The organism is Deltaproteobacteria bacterium (genome assembly GCA_016709225.1).
GTDB classification, from domain to species: Bacteria; Myxococcota_A; Polyangia; order Nannocystales; family Nannocystaceae; genus Xiheibacterium; species Xiheibacterium phototrophicum.
The window spans coordinates 1,870,176-1,886,993 of sequence record JADJEE010000002.1; the positions used below are offsets into that span (position 1 = coordinate 1,870,176).

Below are 16,818 nucleotides of genomic sequence, written 5' to 3' on the forward strand. Positions count from 1 at the left end.
CGTCTGCGCGCGTGTTGCTGCCCCCCAACGCCCGCCTGGTCGGGCATCGACGGCCCCGTGGTAGCGTCGGCGCGCCCATGCGCGTGCTCCTCCCCACGCTTTCGCTGCTCGCCGCGCTCGCGGCACCGGGCACGATCTCGACCGCCCACGCCGGCACCGCGCCGCCCGAGCGCTACGCGCTGTCGATGTTCCACTTCAACGTGCAGTACGTCGCGGGCGGGCTGGTGGGCTACGCCGGCTACGCCGGCGAGCTGCGCCCGGCCGAGGTCGAGGACCAGATCATCGTCGAGAGCCTGCTGCCGGTGCTCGAGCTCTACGCTGCACACCCGACCTGGGGCGCGAACATCGAGCTGCAGGGCTACCTGCTCGACGTGCTCGCCGCGCGTCACCCCGACACGTTGGCGCTGCTGCGCGACCTCGCGTTGTCGGGCCAGATCGAGGTCGTCAGCTTCCACTACTCCGATCAGTTCTTCGTGGGCTACCCGCAGGAGGACTGGGCGCGCAGCCAAGCGCTCACCCAGGCCACGTTCGAGACCCACGGCGTGCCGCTCGGCACCAGCGTGTTCTGCCAGGAGGGCCAGAGCGGCATGGCCATGGCCGCGCGCATGGCCGAACGCGACTACCGCACGATGGTGTGGCCGAAGAACCTGTGGATCGAGCAGCACGGCGACTTCGAGGCCGCACCGCTGTATCGCTTCGGCGACGTCGAGCTGGTGGTCGGCGCCAAGGGGGCCAGCTACGACGACGGCACCCTGCAGATCGAGACCACCTGGACCTTCTTCGACGACGGTGAGCTGCTCGCGACCGGCGACTGGAACCCGTACTTCCCCGATCTGTTCAAGCACGACCCCGCGGTGGTGGCCGAGTACGAGGCCAACCTCGAGGCGCTCGAACAAGATGGCTGGGTCATCAGCACCGTCGCCGACTACGCCGATGCCATCCGCGACCGCGTCGCGCTGCCGGACGCGCCGCCGCTGTTCGACGGCACCTGGCAGCCCGGCTCGACCAACGGCGTCTCGAAGTGGCTGGGCGATCGCTCGATCTGGGCGCTGGGCGGCCCGCCGGCCGATCGCGACAACCAGGTCCGCACGCTGAACTACGCCGCGCACCGCGAGCTGGTCGCGGCCGAGACCGCGGCCGCGGTCGCGGGCGTCGACGCGCGGGCGCGCCTCGACGCCGCGTGGCGCCTGCTCGCGCTCTCCGAGGTCACCGACGCCAGCGGCATCAATCCCTACCGCGGCGAGCTCGAGTACGGCCTCGCCCACGCCACCGAGGTGCTGCGGATCGCCCGCGGCGTCATCGACGAGGCCAAGGCCAGCGTCGGGCTCGATCGCGTGCGCATCGATCCCGCGGCACAGACGATGGTCGAGGGCGACGGCGATCCCTTCGCGGGCACCGCGGTCGACGACGGCCCGGTGACGTTGACGCTCGCCGCCGACGATCCCACGCGTTCGATGTCGACCGCGTGGTCCGAGGTCGCGCCCGGGCACCACGTCGTGACCATCGAGTTCAGCGCCGGCGAAGCATCGAACACCGACACCAAGATCTCCGCGCGTTTCGGCGGCGAGCTGGTCGACGCGCTGACCACCACGCTCGCGCTCGCCGACGATGCCCCGTACACGTTCTCCCGCGCCGATTTCGCGTTCACCAGCTTCGCGCTGGCGCTGCCGCTCGGGGTCGTGAGCCTCGGCCCCGACCTCTACGTCATCAAGGACATGGGCCACGTGCACCTCGCCGCCCAGGTCTCGCGCGACACCGGCGACATCGAGTTCCACGACGAGACCGTGCTGACCACCGATCACGCGGCGTGGGTGTTCCACGTCTTCGAGGGCAGCGCCGACGAGGCCATCGCGCTGGCCCGTCGCATCAACTCGCTGCGGGAGCTGTCGCGATGAGACGCTGCATCCTGATCCTCGCCGCTGCGCTGGCGTGCAGCACCGACCTGCCCGCCCCCGGCAGCCTCGCCGATTCCAGCGCTGGGGCCACCACCGAGGGCGGCAGTGGCAGCGGCAGCGGCAGCGGCGATTCGACCACCGCTGCGCCCGAGCCGGTCGAGCTGTTCGACGCCACCCTCGATCTCGAGCTGAAGCAGGACGTGCGCGTCACCGTCACGCAGACCGGCGACGACGTCACCGTGAGCGCGAAGCTCTCGCGGGGCTACGGCCTCGTCGCCGACGGCGCCACGCTGACCGGCAGCGGTCGCGTCGACGCCTACCCCGAGCTGGGCGCGACCGGCTACACCGCGCGCTTCGACGTCCCCGCGGATGCCGGCCTGTGTGGCGGCGAGGTGACGAGCATCGGGCTCTCGCTGTTCGCCCGCGTGTACCCCGAGGGCGCCGACGACCACGCGGTCTACGGCGGGCTCACGGCCTACTGCGGTGGTGAGGACTTCGGCGTGCCGGTGATCGAGCCGTTGCGGATCTCGGGCCGACGGTAGCAAACGCTCAGAGCGGGTGCTCGCGCAGCCAGGCGTCGAGGCTGTCGCGGTCGCGCTCGAAGCCTTGGCCCGCGGTGGCGAACGTGTCGCGCGCTCGCGTTGCCAGGGTGCGGGCGCGGGTGCGGTCGCGGCCGTCGCGGGGTGGCGCGTCGTACAGCGCCTTCGCCAGCGCCCACTCGCTATAGGCCCGCAGCGTCGGCGCGACGTTGTCGCCGGAGCGTAGCGCGACCGCGCGGCTCAGGTGCTCGATCGCAGCGCGGTGATCGCCGAGGGCATGCGAGGCTTCGCCGAGACCGTTGAGCGCGAACGCCACATCGGGGTGGTCCTTGCCGAGCGACACTTCTTTGATCGCGAGCGCGCGCTCGTGGGCGCGCTTGGCTGCGGCGTAGTCCCGCAGGAGGTAGTGCACCTGCCCGAGGTTGCTCAGCGCCATCGCGATGCTCGGATGATCCGCCGGCAGGGTCTTCTCGAAGATCGCGAGTGCGCGCTCGTCGTAGGCCTTCGCCGCCTCGTAGTCGCCTGTCGCCTTGTTGACGGCACCCAGGTCGAGCAGAACTCCCGCCGTGACGGGCCCGTCCCCGTCGGGGAGATTCTGACGGAGGCTCAGCGCACGCTCGAGGTTGCGCTTCGCCGCAGCGTGGTCCCCGAGTTGGCTCAAGCCAATGGCGAGTCCGTGAAGGTCGTTCGCGACCGTCGGATGCTCGGGCCCGAGTGCGACCTCGTCGATCGACAGCACGCGCTGCCAGCACGACTTCCCGTCCTCGAAGGCGCCGACGTCGTGGTCGAGCTTGCAGAGCATGGACAGTGCCTCGGCCACGCGGGGATGGTCGGGGCCCGACGACGCGCTCGTGATCTCCACCGCCCTCGTTGCGAGGGTGCGGGCATCTCGGACCTCACCCAACTGATTGCGGACGAGAGCGAGATTCCTAAGCGCCACGGCCACGGTAGGATGCTCGGGCCCGAGCGCGCGCTCCCGGGTCATCAGGACGCGTTCGTGGAGCTTCTTGGCCTCGCCGTAGGCTCCGCCGGCGAATGCGATGGCGGCGACGGCGTTCAAGCGCGCCGCTTCCCTCAGGCCGAGTGGATCGCCGCTGCGCGAGAGTACGACCGCCGCATGCTCGGCCCAGAGTCTGCCCTCGCCGGCCCGCCTCCGTTTATGTCCAACGAGAAAGGCGAGCTCGATCGCCGCATCCGCCGCGACGTCCCACGCCCCTGCTCGCACCGCCTCCATGAACGCTGCGACGCCCGAATCCTCTGCGCTGCTGAAATCACCGGCGCTGCCGAACAGATTCGCCTCACCGGCGCGCGCGGCCGCCGTCAACGGTGGCCAACCAAGGCGTTCCGCCTTGGACGTCGCCGCCGTCGCGACCTCGAGCCCGGCTGCGTAGCTCCCCAGTCGCTCGAGCGAGTTCGCACGCGAGATCTCCGCGAGCACCTCGGCCGCCTGCGGCCGCAGCTCCGCACTCGGCGGCTCGACCATCGTCGCCACCGCGCTGTCCAACACGCACCCGTCCACCCGCGCGAGGCTCGATGCCGCCACGATCGCGTTCTGCACGACATCACGATCCGCGCGCATCAACTCGTCGACCAACGCCGACAACTCGAGCCGCCGCTGCTCGAGGCACCACTGCGCCTTGTCGAGCTGCGCTGCATCCCACTTGCCGTCCACGCTCGCGCGCATGCACGCCGCGGTCGCGTGCTCCCGCCACGCTTCGGCCTGATCGTCGAGCCAGGGCACGACCTTCTCCGCCACCGTCGGCGCATACGTGGCCCCGGTCGCGATCAGGCTCGCGCGCACGGCCTCCCGGAACGCGTCATTCCACACCCCATCGATCGCATCGCCCTGATCACGGCACGCCTGCTCGAGTCGCGCCACGAATAGCCGCCGGCCCGCGAACCCGAGCCCGACCACCAGCAACACCCCGGCCGCGACCGCCCAACCTCTGCGCGATGGCTTCGCCGGCGCGCGCTCGCCCGCGAGGGTCGCCCGCGCCGCCTCCAGCTGCTCGAGCAGCGCCGCCATGCTCTCGTGCCGCTGCTTCGGCCGCAGCGATAGGCCCTTGCGCAGCGCCGTCTCGACCAGCGGCGGCACGTCCGCGCTCTCCGGCCGACGCACCCGCCCGCCACGGATCGCCGCGATCACGCTCGCCCGATCGCCGCCCGCGAACGGCCGCTCACCGAACAGCACCTCCCATGCCGCGACGCAGAAGCTGAACTGATCCGACTTGCCATCGACGTGCTCCCCGAGGAACTGCTCGGGTGCCATGTACGCGGGCGTGCCCGCGATCATGCCGGTCTCGGTCAGCGTCTCCTCGGGGCTCGCGTTGTGCGAGGCGAGCAGGCCCTCGTCGGCGTCTTGCACGCTGTCCAAGAGCCCGGCGCCTTCGACGGTCGGCATCGTGCGCGCGAGGCCGAAGTCCACCACCCGCACCCGCGCATCGCGGCCGACCAACACGTTCGCCGGCTTGAAATCCCGGTGCACCAAGCCGCTCGCATGGGCGGCCGCGAGGCCGCGACCCGCCTGCGTCAGCAGCTCCAGCGCCGCTCGCAGTCGCTCCGCGCCGCCATCGGGCGGATGCGCCTGCAACCACTCCTTGAGCGTCTCGCCGTCGACCTGCTCCATCGCGACCAGCAAGCGACCGTCGTGCTCGTCGACCTCGTGCACCGTCACCACGTTCGGATGCGCGAGCCGAGCCAGCGCCCTCGCCTCCCGTCGCAGGCGATCGCGCTCCACCTCGGACCCCTGCGTGTGCAGCAGCTTCAGCGCGACGCGGCGATCCAGCTTCGGATCGTACGCCGAGCACACCTGCCCCATCCCGCCGACACCGATGAGACCGAGCACCGTGTAGCGCCCGATGCGTTGGCCCGCCGCGATCGCATCGCGCTCGACCTCGCGACCCGATCGCACCTCGCCCGTGTCGGGCACGATCGCCGTACGCGTCGGCCGATCGTCCTGTGCCGACGCGCGACCGTCACCGCCCTGGCGCACCGCCCGAGGCTCTGATCCTTCTGTCATCGCCGACGTCGCCAACGTACATCACGCGCGCCTGCACCCGCAATCGAGCCGCGCGCTCGAGCTCCCGCGACACCCGGCAACTCGCTTGCCCACCGCCGCCACGCGCTGCGGCCGTTGCTGCTACCGTGGCCATCATGACGTACGTGCTTCATGGTGCGCGTGGCTCGGGATCCAGCATCATCGAAGCGGCGTGCGCCGAGCTCCGCCTACCCGTGGAGCTGCGCGACCTCGATGCCCGAGGCGGCGAGCACCGCGGTGACGCGTACGCGCGGCTGAACCCCGTGCGCAAGCTGCCGACGCTCGTCATCGACGGCACCGAGGTGCTGACGGAGACCGTCGCGATCCTCGTCACGCTCGACGAGCGCCACCGCATCGGTGGCCTGCTGCCCGCACCCGGCACGCCGACGCGAGCCCAGGCGCTACGATGGCTGTTGGTGCTCGCGACCGATCTCTACCCGGTGATGGAGCTCGTCGATCACCCCGAGCGCTTCGCCCCCGTCGGCACCGACGCCGCGGCGCTGGGCGAGCGAAGCAAGGCGCTATGGCTCGAGCGCTGGGCGAGCATCGAGGCTGCGATCGCCGGTGCGCCGTGGTTCTCGTCCGAGGGGTTCTCGGCCGTCGACCTCTACATCACCGTGCTGAGCCGCTGGGACATGACCGACGCGTGGCGTCGCGAGCACCTACCGCGGGTGGATCGGCTCGCGACCGCAACACGCTCGCGCGCTCGGGTGGCCGATGCGCTCGCACGGCACTTCGGCCCGGTCGCGCCGCAGTAGATCGGCCTCGTCCGCGATCGAAGCAGCGCGTCGATGTCGACGCGCCACTCTCCCCGGCTCGACGAGCGACCGCGGGCACCATGCTCCGCCCGCGTTGGGTGTTATGCTCCACCGCCCCCCCGGATGAGCACGGACGAGCGACATGCGGACTCGCGGACCGCCGAGGCCGACGATGCGCCCGGCGACGTGGCCGTGTCCTCGCGGGAGTCGTGGTTGACCGCGCTGGCCCGCGCGCCGGCGATCTCGCTGGGCCCGGCCGCCGGCGACGTGCTCGGGGGTGAGTACGTCATCGAGCGGGCGCTGGGCCAGGGCGCGATGGGCCTGGTCTATCTCGCCCACCACCCGACGCTCGCGCGCAAGGTCGCGATCAAGCTGCATCGGCTCCGCAGCGAGGGCGCGGCCGCACGACAGCTGGCCGAGGCCCGGGCGGTGGCGCGGATCCAGCACGAGAACGTGCTGGTCGTGCACGGCGTCGGCACCTGGCGCGGGCACGTGTTCGTCGCGATGGAATTCATCGACGGCACGACCGCACGGCAGTGGGTCACCGCGTCGCCGCGCAGCTGGCGGGAGGTCGTCGCGCTCTACCTCGAGGCCGGCCGCGGACTGGCGGCCGCGCACGCCCAGGGGCTCGTGCACCGCGACTTCAAGCCCGACAACGTGCTCGTGCCCCGCGACGCGGATGGCCACGCGCACGGACGCGTGAAGGTGGCCGACTTCGGCCTCGCGCGCGACGCCGACGAGGCCGTCGACGACGCCACCGCCGAGACCACCACCGGCGGATCACCGCATGCGACGCCGCCCGCACGCGCCGGTGGACTGGTGGGCTCGCCGGCGTACATGGCCCCGGAACAGTACCGCCGCGCCGACGTCGACGCGCGCGCCGATCAGTTCGCGTTCTGTGTCTCGCTGTTCGAGGCGCTGTTCGGGCGTCGCCCCTTCGAGGGCGACGATCTGCCGGCGCTCGCAGCTGCCATCACCGTCGGCCGCGTGCACGAGCCCGAGGGCGCCGACGTGCCGTTGCACGTGCGACGGGTGCTGCGGCGCGGGTTGTCGGTCGACCCCGCCGCACGCTTCCCCGACATGCCCGCGCTGCTCGACGCGCTTGCGCGCGATCCGGCGGCCACGCGGCGGCGCGCGCTGGCGGCAGTCGTGGCGGTGGGGATCGGCGCGACCGCGATGTGGTCGACCACGCGACGCGACGACCCCCTACCGGAGTGCCTCGCGAGCCCCGCGGTGTCGACCTGGTGGAGCCCCGAGCTCGCGGCACCGCTGCACGACGCGCTGATCCGCAGCGGTCGCGCACACGCCGAGGCGACCTACCTCCGCGTCGACGCCGCGTTCGCGGAGCATCGCGACGACGCCGCGACGGTGCTCGCTCGAGCGTGCGAGGCCACCCATGTCGCCGGCACGCTCGCGCGCGTCGAGCTCGAGGCCCGCCGCACCTGCCTCGCACAGCGTGGACGCGAGCTGGGCGCGTTGATCGAGGTGCTCGAGCGCGGCACGCCGGAGATCGTCGATCGTGCGGTGTCCGCCGCCGAGGGGCTCACGCCGGTGACGCGCTGCGAGCAGGACGCCGACGCGATCGCCTTGGATGATCGCGGGCCAGAGGTCGCACCGGTGCTCGACCGGCTCGCCCAGGCGCGATCGCTGCGCCTGGTCGGCCGCTTCGACGAGGCCGCGAAGATGGCGAGCGAGGGCGTCGTCTCGGCACGTGCGCTCGCGCGACCGGGGCTGCTCGCGGAGCTGCTGCTCGAGCAGGGCGTCGCCATGGCCAGCAATGGTGCCGAGACCGACGCGAGCGCGTCGCTGCGCGAGGCGGCAAGCCATGCCGTGCTCGCCGGTGCCGACGCGCTCGCGGCCGAAATTGCGGCGCAAGGCCTGTTCGTCGACGCTTACCGCAACGGCTCGCGCGGCCTCGGTGAGCAGTGGGCCGCGCTGGGCTGGGCGTGGTTGGAGCGGGCGCACTGGCCCACCGACGTGTTGCGCGAGTTCCTCGGTCAGCGCGCGCTGGCGCGGCGAACCGCCGATCGCCACGCCGAGGCGCTCGTCGACCTCGGGCTCGCGCTCGCGCTCGCACAGGGCGAGCGCAGCTCGTCCACACGCGCCGCATTGTTGGCCGTGCTCGCAGAGACCTACCGCCGCATCGGCATGCGAGAGCTGGCGCGTAGCACCGCCACCGACGCCCACGCCGCCTACGTCGCCGCGCTCGGCGAACGGCATCCGTTCGCCATCAATGCACTGAATCTCATCGCGGGCCTCGACCTCGAGGAAGGCCGCTTCGCCGAGGCCGAGACCCTCCTGCGCCGCATCCTCGCGCTTGGCGAAGAGGTTCTGGGGCCCGACTCACGGCGCCTCATCGACCCGCGGGTCAACCTCGCGACCGTGCTCGTCAACACCGGACGCCTGAGCGAGGCGCTCGAGATGCAGCAGCGGGCGTACGACGTCGTGAGTGCACCCGGTGAGCCGACCAACGAGAGCCGCGTGCTGGTGACCGCCAACCTCGCGGCCGATCTCGCGATGACCGGCAACCTGGTACGCGCACGTGAACTGCAGCAGGAGGCGGTGGAGCTGGCGCGCGCGGTCGCGGGCGAGCGCAGTGCCTTGTATGCGCGTCAGCTCGCCACCGCGGCGGAGCTCGTGATGGATGCGGATCCCGAGCGCGCGCTGTCGATGGCACGCGACGCCGAGGAACGACTCGCCGCGATCGCGCCGCTCGGGCTCGATCGCAAGATTGCAGGTAGCACGGTCGCGGTCGCGCTCGCGCTGCTGGAGCGCTGCGACGCAGCCCGCGAGCCACTCGCGACCTCACTCACGACGCTCGGCGCGGAAGTCGGCGAGGACAACCCCGGCATCGCGGGTTTGATCGCGGCCAACGGGCACTGCGAAGCCGAGGCTGGTCGACACGAAGCGGGCCTGGCCTTGCTCGAACGCGCCGCACGGCTCAACGATGCCGTCATGCCGCCCAGCCCCATGATCCTCGAGTGGCAGGTGCGCGCGGAGCTGGGTCGCGGCAAGCTCGTCGAGGCCCGCGCGGCCTACCGGCTCCTGCTCAGGTCCGTCCGCCCCGACGACGCCAAGTGGAAGGAGCGCATCGCTCGACTCGCACAGCTGCTGCGCTTGCCGCCACGCCCGCAGTCGCCCTGACGGCGAATGCATGCACCCCCTCGTTGCCGCGCTACCGCCCGCCGCCGAGCGCCACGCTCGCGGCCGGCGGCGCGCCCTCCCAGCGGATCTGCCGGCGCACGGAGCCTTTGAGGTCGTACTCCCGCGCGAGGCCGCAGCGGTGGAACTCACCCATGAAGTGATCGGTGATCACGATGTTCACCACCGGCAGCGTGACCTGCTTGCCGTTGTCCCAGTTGTAGCGGTCGTAGCAGCGGAACTCCCACGCGAGGTCGTAACGCCGGCGTCCCTGCGGATCGGCCACGATCGTGACGCGGCCCTGCCCCCAGTAGCTGTAGCCGCCGACGGCGAAGTACCAGTTCGTGGTCTCGTCGCGCGTGTTGTAGCCACCGCTGGCGCGGGTCGAGCGGAGATCGTACGTGCCGGGCTCGAGCCTGGCCGCGAACTGTAGCGCGTCGGCCAGCTCGCGCTCGTAGTTGGCCTTGGCGCTGGGAACCTCGTGGATCATGCCCTCGAGGTCGAGCTGGTAGTCGGCGCCGTCGTTCTCGAAGTACTGATCCATGTGCGCAACGGCGTCGTCGCCGACCACGGCGATGATCGCCGCGCGGCTCGACGACATGAGCGGCCCCACGCCCGGGGCAGCGCGCATCCAGACATTGCCCCCGAGCGCACTGCGGATGGCGGCATACTGAGTTCGCACCTGCGCGGTCGGCTGCGCGCTGCGCCAGGTGCCCGAGCCCTCGTCATGCCCTATCGGCGGGTCCCCGACCCCAATCGCGAAGCCCGTCATCGCGAAGGCACGACGCCATGCGATGCGCGATCCTTCACGCAATCGTCGGCCGTCGGCCGCGGGCGTGCCCCGGACCGCTCGAGTCCCGCACACCGTTGCGGCGCTTCCTGGTCGAGCGACCCGCGAACGATCGGGTGATCCGGCAGGAGAAACCATGTCCTGGGCACTGCGCGGGGCGGCGCCGGTCGGCGATGATTCGCCCTGCCACGAGCTCGCGCTCGGGCGGGACCTCCACGCGCATGTCGACACCACCCCACGATCACTTCACTCCCGCGGTCGCGCAGCAGTACGACGAACGCAACCGGGCGCTGGCGCCGATCGGCGAGCACATGCACTTCCTCGTCGCACTGCTGCTCGACGCGCTGCCGAGCGACGCGGAGATCCTCTGTGTCGGCGTCGGCACCGGCGCCGAAGTGCTGTCGCTTGCGGCGGCGTTTCCGGGCTGGCGTTTCGTCGGTGTGGATCCCTCGGCCGCGATGCTCGAGGTTTGTCGGGATCGCCTCGCCGCGGCGGGCGTGCAGGATCGCTGCGAGTTGCGGCACGGCTACGTGCACGAGATGCCAGACGCTCCGCGGTTCGACGCGGTGCTCAGCATGCTCGTCGGGCACTTCGTACCGACGAGCGAGCGTGGCGACTACTACGCCGCGCTCGTGCAGCGGGCGCGCCCGGGCGGCACCGTGGTGAACGTGGAGGTCAGCTGTGACCTCGATGCACCCGAGCTCCCGGCGATGCTCGAGGCGTGGGCGCAGCTGCAGCGCCGCATGGGCGCGCCCCCGGAGTCGCTGGTCGATCTGCCGGCGCGCATGCGCAGCATGCTGGCGATCCTGCCGCATGCCGCGATCGAGGCGTTGCTGCGCGAGGCCGGCATCGCGGTGCCGGTGCGGTTCCTGCAGTCGTTCCTGATCACGGGCTGGTTCGGCGCCCGAGGCGTGTGATCGCGGGCCGGGGGGCACCGCGGAGCGATCATGCACGTCGCGATCGGGCGCGACGTCGGGAGGCCCGGGCTGCGAGGCCCGGGCGCTTGGTTCCGCACAGCCCGTCGACGACGAACGCGAGTGTCGTGTCGATCAAGACCTCGCGCTCGCGTGCGTCCTTGCAGGAGATGCCGCCCCCCTGCAGCAACGTGGTGAGCCCGTGGACGATGGACCACGCCTTGGTCTCGGCACCGCGGCGTCGCAGCGGCGTGACCGCGCCGACCTCGGCGAGCTCGTCGAGCGCTCGCCCGAGCAGCACGTAGGGATCGGCGTCGGGCCTCGCCGCTGGGCGGCCGCGGGCCTCGGGGCACTGGAACATCAGCGTGAAGCGAGCCGGCTGCGACAGGCCGAACTCGACGTACGCGCGGCCCACTGCGAGCAGGTGGGCCCGCGCGCGCGCGACTCCGCGGCGGCCGTGCACCGCACGATCGCGGGCGTCCAGCATCGCGCGCGCGAGCTCGGCGAAGCCCTCCGCAGCGAGTTCGCGCAGCACCGCCGACTTGTCCGCGAAGTGACGATAGCACGCGGTCGCAGACACCCCGACCTTCCGGGCCGCTTCGCGGAGGCTGAAGCCGTCGGGGCCCGCACGCGCGACGAGCTCGAGTGAGGCGTCGAGCACTGCCCGCCGCAGATCACCGTGGTGGTAGGGAGCCTTGTCCGTCAACACTTGCATGTTGACATCGTTAACTTTCGGAGTAAACCCCAGGGTGTGCGCCGACGAATGCGACTCGCCATGGCATCCCTGCTGCTCGCCCCGCCCCTGCTGGGGGCCTGCGCGAGCGCCCATTCCCGGGTCGAGCTGGGCGACGGCACCGTCGTCCACACCCTGCGGCGAACCTACAACAACGTCCACGTCGTGGTTCGCGGCGAGAGTGCCTTCCTGGTCGACGCCGGGCTCGAGTCGGACGCGCCCGCGCTGGCCCGCGAGCTGCGACGCCTGGCGATCGACCCTGCGCGTCTGCGGGGGATCATCGTCACCCATGGGCACGCCGATCACGCCGGCGGTGCAGGATGGTTCCAGCGCGAGTACGGCACACAGGTGATCGTCGGTGCCGCGGATGTCGGCATGCTCGAGCGCGGCCGCAACGATCACCTGTGTCCCACCGACGCGACCGGGCGGCGGCAGCTGCAGCGGCATCAATCCGCGCAGTTCAGCCCGGTGCGCACCGATGTTGCCGTGGCGCAGCGCCGCCCGCTCGACGCGCTCGTGGGCATCCCCGGCACACTCGTGCCGATGCCGGGCCACACCGCCGGCTCGCTGGTGGTCGACCTCGGCGACGCCGTCCTGGTCGGCGACGCGTTCCGCGGCGGCATCCTCGGCCACCGCGCGCGCACGCACTTCTACATGTGCGATCTCGCGGCGAATCGCGCGAGCATCCGCGAACTGCTCGAGGACGTGGCGCCGCAGGCCCAGCGCTTCTTCACCGGCCACTTCGGGCCCGTCGATCGCACGAGCGTCGAGCAGCTCGCCGCCAGCGATCCGCGCTGACCGACCGCGCCGCGCAGCAACACGATCACGAGCCCTTGGGCAGCGCGGCCTCGATCGCCGCGATCACCCGCGGATCGTCGGGCTCGACGTCGGGCTCGAAGCGCGCGACCACGCGGCCCTCGGGATCGACCACGAACTTGGTGAAGTTCCACTTCACCTCGCCGCGGATGCCCTCGCCGGTCTGTTCGCTCAAGGTCTTGTACAGCGGCGAGATCTCGGGACCGGTCGCGTGGACCTTGTCGAACATCGTGAACTCGACCTGGAACTTGTCGTCGACGAACTTGCGGATCTCCTCGGCGTCGCCCTGCTCCTGGTGGCCGAAGTCGTCCGAGGGGAACGCCAACACCTCGAGGCCCTTGCCGCGGTAGCTGCCGTAGAGCTTCTGCAGGCCGGCGTACTGCGGCGTGAAGCCGCACTGCGAGGCGGTGTTCACGACCAGCAATGCCTTGCCGCGATAGCTCTTCAGCTCGACGCTCTTGCCGTCGAGCGTCGAGACCTGCTGATCGAGGACGGTGTCGTTGGGCTGGAACGGCGACTTCGCCGGTGCGGCGGCAGGGGTCGCCGCGGCGCCCTGGCCGGACGCGGGCGCATCTTTGCCGCTGCACGCCGTGCACGCGAGGGCGACCAGGAACGGAGCGTGGAGCTGGATGCGAGCCATGGCTGCCGCAGTATCGAGGGATGGGGGCGGCCTTGCCAAGCGCGTCGTCGAAGCGGACGTGGCTGCGCCGCCGTCAGTCGCCGACGCAGCGGCCCTCGCTCATCGCGAAGTGCACCGTCTGCGAGAAGTCCGGCGCGGGCGTGCCCATGTAGTAGAGCCGCAGCACGCCGTCGACGAACACCGCGGAGGGTCCGCCGACCAACCCTTCGTCCCACTCGCCGGCCGCGCCGACGATGATGGGGTTGTTCGGGTTGGGCTGCCAGTCGAGGCCGTCCTCGCTCCACGCGTGGCCCATGCGCAGGAACTCGTCGAGACCGATGCCGACGTAGAAGAGGTGATAGCCACCGGCGGGGTCGGCGACCACGTTGGTGTGCCCGACACCGACGGCATCGAACATCGCCCCTTCACCACGGAAGATCGGCTCCGGGTGCTTTTCCCAGGTGATGCCGTCGCTCGACTCGGCGTAGCCGAAGCGCGCGAACGCGATCTCGTCGGCCTCGTGGCCGAAGGCCTGGTACCACAGCCGCCACACGCCATCCTCGATGATCACGCTGGGCTCGAGCACGCCGCCGACCTCGAAGCCGCCGGCGTCGAAGGCCTGCTCCCATGGCAGCGTGGCCGTCAGCACCGGGGTTTCGCGCTTGGTCCAAGCGACGCCGTCGTCGGAGCTCGCCATGCCGATGACGTGCAACGACGAGGGCGTGTCGCCGCGATCGCCGGTGTAGTACATGCGATAGCTGCCGTCGGGCGCGCGCACGACTGCGTTGGTCTCGGTGCCGAACTCGTCGAGTCCGACGGTGCCGCCTTCGATCACCGGCACGACGTCTTGCGTGAGGTCCTTCGGGTCATTCCAGAGCATGCCGTCGGCACTCGTCGCCGCGGCGATGCCAACCGTCCAATTGCTGTCGCCGACGCGACGCCCGGCCGAGTACCACATGCGATAGCCGCGTTCGTCGTGCAGCACGAACGGGTCGCCCATGAGGCCCAGCCAGTGGAAGTTCTCGCAGTCACCGCCGAAGCGCGCCGCCGCGGCCGCGTCGCAGTTGCCCTCGTCGGTGGTGCGAAGCCACGTCGAGGCGCGCTCGAAGGTCGGGAAGTGGCACGGGGCCGCACCACCACCACTGCTCGAGCCCGCCGTACCGGAGCTGTCCGCGCCCGCCGTCGTGGTGCCGCCGTCGACGGCGCTCGTCGAGCTCGGCCCATCGCCCGAGTCCGCCGCAGCGCCGGTCGAGCCCGCGTCGGGTGACGCCGTCGTGCACGCCTGCAACAGCGCGCCACCGATGCACCCGAGCCTCGACGCGGCATGACGTGACCAACGGATCTGGCGGCAGATCATTGAAGCATCGTGGACTGCGCGGCGGCCCGTCACCAAGCCGAAAGGCGTCGAGCTCTGCGCGCGGCGTGACCCGCGGCACGTCGGCGACATGCGGCCAGCGAGCGCGCCCGCGATCGCGCGCAGCCCCGCGCACTGCGGCCGCATCACGCGCGATCGGAGCTCGACCAAAGCGGACACGCGAGGATGCCCCCCGCGTCCCCGGGGATCCGCGCCGCGAGGGGCGTGTGCGGGCTGCGGGGATCCTCCGCGGCCGTGCAGATCGGCCGCACGGCCCGGAAAGGGCCGCCAAAGCGTTGTCCAACGTCGCGATGCCTCGCGCCGTTGCCCTCCCTTCGAGCCTCTGCCTGTGGATCGCCGCGTCCGTCGCCTGCGGCAGCGACGGGGGCGATCGACCCGGCGGTGACGGAGCCGACGGCCTGCTCACCGTGGGCGGCACGGCGCAGACCGAGCCGACCGGTGGTGGCAGCAGCGGCGCCGGCTCGGGCGACGCCGAGGACTCGACCGGCGGTCAGCAGGGCGAGTTCGTCGAGGTCCGCATCGAGCCCGCCGACGCGGTGGTGGAGATCATCGGCGGCGAGCCGGCGACGCCGACGCAGTTCACCGCGATCGGCGTGCGCTCCGACGGCAGCGAGGCCGACATCACCGGCCTGTGGTCGATCGACAACCTCGACATCGGCAGCCTCGACAGCTCCAACGGCGAGTTCCTGCCGTCGGGCATCGAAGGTGGCGTCGCGCAGATCGACTTCTCGGGCGAGTTCGGCACGGGCTCCACCAGCCTGACGGTGAAGCTCCACCTCGTCGACGATCCCGAGGGCGTCGACGACTCGGTGAAGCAGATGTTCGACGGCGCCGTGACGCCCGACCCCACGCTCTCGGTGCTGTATCCCTACGACCAGACGGTGTTCCCGCACGGGCTCACCGCGCCGGTGGTGCAGTGGTCGGGTGCGAACGCGACCGATGTCTACCATGTGCACGTCGAGGCGCCGACCTTCGAGTACGACTGGTACGGCACCTCGCCGCCGTCGCAGTTCACCTTCCCGACCGCGCCCCATGACGTCTGGGGCAAGCTGACGGCCTCGGTGATTGGCGACGCGACCGCCTCGGTGCAGCGCTTCGACGGCACCACCGCGTATCTCCCGGTCGATCGCAAGTGGACCATCTCGACCGCCGATCTGCTGGGCACGATCTACTATTGGGAGGTCAACAACGGCAACGTCGTGCGTCTCAAGGTCGGCGACGCGGCGCCCGAGCAGTTCCTGCAAAAGCCGGCGGGTGTCACCTGCGTCGCATGCCACTCGGTGTCGGCCGATGGCGCCACGCTGGTGGCCTCGTTCCACGGCGGCTACAGCCCGTGGGGCACCTTCGACACCGGCACCGGCAGCTCGCTGTACGCGACCGACTCGGCCTCCGGCCTGCAGGCGATCTCGCCGACCGGCGAGCACGTGCTGTGGGGCCAGTCGAATCCCGCCGACGACACCGGCGCGACCTCATACCTCACGCTGTCGCCGTTCGACCAGCTGACCGCGATGGCGCAGCTGATGCCCGGCACCGGCTCACCCGTGCATCCCACGTGGTCGCCCGACGGCGACAAGATCGCCTTTGCCGTGCGCACCAACGGCAACTGGCTCGACTTCACCGCCGCCTCGCTGTGGGTCACCGGCGTCGACGTGCTGCTGCCCGGCTTCAGCGACACCAAGCAGATCGTCGCCGCCGATGCCTCGCGACCGACCATCGTCTACCCGTCGTGGAGTCCCGACTCGTTGTGGATCGCCTACGGTGCGGCGACCCAAGCCCGCACCCGCGGTGCGCAGGGCGAGCTGTGGATCACCGACGAGACCGGCGCGACCAAGCTCCAGCTGGGCCGTGCGTGCGGCGTCGACTCGCTCAGCGCCGATCAGAGCAGCGCCTGCTACGAGCCGACGTTCATGCCCGAGGAGCGCGGCGGCTATTTCTGGCTGGTGTTCGTCTCGGAGCGCACCTACGGCAACACGCTCACCGACACCAACGGCGCGACCCGTCGCAAGCAGCTGTGGCTGACGGCCATCGACGCGAACCCGCAGGCCGGCCAGGATCCCAGCCATCCTGCGATCTGGCTGCCGGGCCAGGAGCTGAACAATCACAACATGCGCGGTGCATGGACGCTCGACCCGCCCGACGTCGAGGGCTGATCGCGGGCGAGTCGAGGCTGCTCGCGGGCACGGGCTTGGGGGCTGCGGCTT

12 protein-coding genes are annotated in these 16,818 nt (G+C 71.3%); 7 read left to right on the plus strand and 5 right to left on the minus strand.

Annotation, left to right across the window (positions count from 1 at the left end; all coding sequences use genetic code 11):
- The first annotated feature begins 77 nt into the window (after positions 1-77).
- Both IPH07_21925 and IPH07_21930 read left to right on the plus strand, forming a co-directional pair.
- Positions 78-1,895 carry a hypothetical protein gene (locus tag IPH07_21925; protein ID MBK6920073.1) on the plus strand — a complete coding sequence of 606 codons (1,818 nt, stop codon included), beginning with the start codon at positions 78-80 and terminating at the stop codon, positions 1,893-1,895.
- On the plus strand, positions 1,892-2,437 hold the full coding sequence (locus IPH07_21930; protein MBK6920074.1) for a hypothetical protein: 546 nt from the start codon (positions 1,892-1,894) through the stop codon (positions 2,435-2,437). The genes IPH07_21925 and IPH07_21930 overlap by 4 nt, the downstream gene beginning before the upstream one ends.
- A 7-nt stretch (positions 2,438-2,444) precedes the next feature.
- On the opposite strand, the gene IPH07_21935 is transcribed toward IPH07_21930, so the two are convergent.
- Positions 2,445-5,453: a serine/threonine protein kinase gene (locus IPH07_21935; protein MBK6920075.1), complete on the minus strand. Its 3,009-nt coding sequence runs from the start codon at positions 5,451-5,453 to the stop codon at positions 2,445-2,447.
- A gap of 134 nt (positions 5,454-5,587) precedes the next feature.
- Here IPH07_21935 and IPH07_21940 point away from each other — a divergent pair, with 134 nt between their 5' ends.
- On the plus strand, positions 5,588-6,229 hold the full coding sequence (locus IPH07_21940) for a glutathione S-transferase family protein (GenBank protein ID MBK6920076.1): 642 nt from the start codon (positions 5,588-5,590) through the stop codon (positions 6,227-6,229).
- A 123-nt stretch (positions 6,230-6,352) separates the two neighbouring features.
- A complete protein-coding gene (locus IPH07_21945; GenBank protein MBK6920077.1) occupies positions 6,353-9,373 on the plus strand; it encodes a serine/threonine protein kinase in 3,021 nt (1,006 codons plus the stop codon).
- A 31-nt stretch (positions 9,374-9,404) separates the two neighbouring features.
- Here IPH07_21945 and IPH07_21950 read toward each other — a convergent pair whose 3' ends face one another.
- Positions 9,405-10,001, minus strand: a complete 597-nt coding sequence (locus IPH07_21950) for a hypothetical protein (protein ID MBK6920078.1) — start codon at positions 9,999-10,001, stop codon at positions 9,405-9,407.
- Between the two features lie 380 nt (positions 10,002-10,381).
- Here IPH07_21950 and IPH07_21955 point away from each other — a divergent pair, with 380 nt between their 5' ends.
- Entirely contained in the window at positions 10,382-11,077 is a 696-nt protein-coding gene (locus tag IPH07_21955) for a class I SAM-dependent methyltransferase (protein MBK6920079.1), read from the plus strand.
- Between the two features lie 28 nt (positions 11,078-11,105).
- Here the strand turns inward: IPH07_21955 and IPH07_21960 are convergent, their stop codons facing one another.
- A complete protein-coding gene (locus IPH07_21960) occupies positions 11,106-11,789 on the minus strand; it encodes a TetR/AcrR family transcriptional regulator (protein MBK6920080.1) in 684 nt (227 codons plus the stop codon).
- Between IPH07_21960 and IPH07_21965 the strand changes: the two genes are divergently transcribed.
- Positions 11,784-12,605 carry an MBL fold metallo-hydrolase gene (locus tag IPH07_21965; protein ID MBK6920081.1) on the plus strand — a complete coding sequence of 274 codons (822 nt, stop codon included), beginning with the start codon at positions 11,784-11,786 and terminating at the stop codon, positions 12,603-12,605. The two genes, IPH07_21960 and IPH07_21965, sit on opposite strands and share 6 nt — an antisense overlap.
- A gap of 25 nt (positions 12,606-12,630) precedes the next feature.
- On the opposite strand, the gene IPH07_21970 is transcribed toward IPH07_21965, so the two are convergent.
- Positions 12,631-13,263, minus strand: a complete 633-nt coding sequence (locus IPH07_21970) for a glutathione peroxidase (protein MBK6920082.1) — start codon at positions 13,261-13,263, stop codon at positions 12,631-12,633.
- A 73-nt stretch (positions 13,264-13,336) separates the two neighbouring features.
- The gene (locus IPH07_21975; GenBank protein MBK6920083.1) at positions 13,337-14,599 is read right to left on the minus strand and encodes a hypothetical protein; all 1,263 of its coding nucleotides are present in this window, start codon (positions 14,597-14,599) and stop codon (positions 13,337-13,339) included.
- A 308-nt stretch (positions 14,600-14,907) separates the two neighbouring features.
- Here IPH07_21975 and IPH07_21980 point away from each other — a divergent pair, with 308 nt between their 5' ends.
- Positions 14,908-16,767, plus strand: a complete 1,860-nt coding sequence (locus tag IPH07_21980; protein ID MBK6920084.1) for a PD40 domain-containing protein — start codon at positions 14,908-14,910, stop codon at positions 16,765-16,767.
- The last annotated feature ends 51 nt before the right edge of the window (positions 16,768-16,818 follow it).

Coding starts and splice junctions, on each gene's coding strand:
- IPH07_21925 (MBK6920073.1), top strand. CDS start 78: ATGCGCGTGCTCCTCCCCACGCTTTCGCTGCTCGCCGCGCTCGCGGCA.
- IPH07_21950 (MBK6920078.1), bottom strand. CDS start 10,001: ATGCGCGCTGCCCCGGGCGTGGGGCCGCTCATGTCGTCGAGCCGCGCG.
- IPH07_21935 (MBK6920075.1), bottom strand. CDS start 5,453: ATGACAGAAGGATCAGAGCCTCGGGCGGTGCGCCAGGGCGGTGACGGT.
- IPH07_21945 (MBK6920077.1), top strand. CDS start 6,353: ATGAGCACGGACGAGCGACATGCGGACTCGCGGACCGCCGAGGCCGAC.
- IPH07_21940 (MBK6920076.1), top strand. CDS start 5,588: ATGACGTACGTGCTTCATGGTGCGCGTGGCTCGGGATCCAGCATCATC.
- IPH07_21960 (MBK6920080.1), bottom strand. CDS start 11,789: ATGCAAGTGTTGACGGACAAGGCTCCCTACCACCACGGTGATCTGCGG.
- IPH07_21980 (MBK6920084.1), top strand. CDS start 14,908: ATGCCTCGCGCCGTTGCCCTCCCTTCGAGCCTCTGCCTGTGGATCGCC.
- IPH07_21930 (MBK6920074.1), top strand. CDS start 1,892: ATGAGACGCTGCATCCTGATCCTCGCCGCTGCGCTGGCGTGCAGCACC.
- IPH07_21970 (MBK6920082.1), bottom strand. CDS start 13,263: ATGGCTCGCATCCAGCTCCACGCTCCGTTCCTGGTCGCCCTCGCGTGC.
- IPH07_21955 (MBK6920079.1), top strand. CDS start 10,382: ATGTCGACACCACCCCACGATCACTTCACTCCCGCGGTCGCGCAGCAG.
- IPH07_21975 (MBK6920083.1), bottom strand. CDS start 14,599: ATGATCTGCCGCCAGATCCGTTGGTCACGTCATGCCGCGTCGAGGCTC.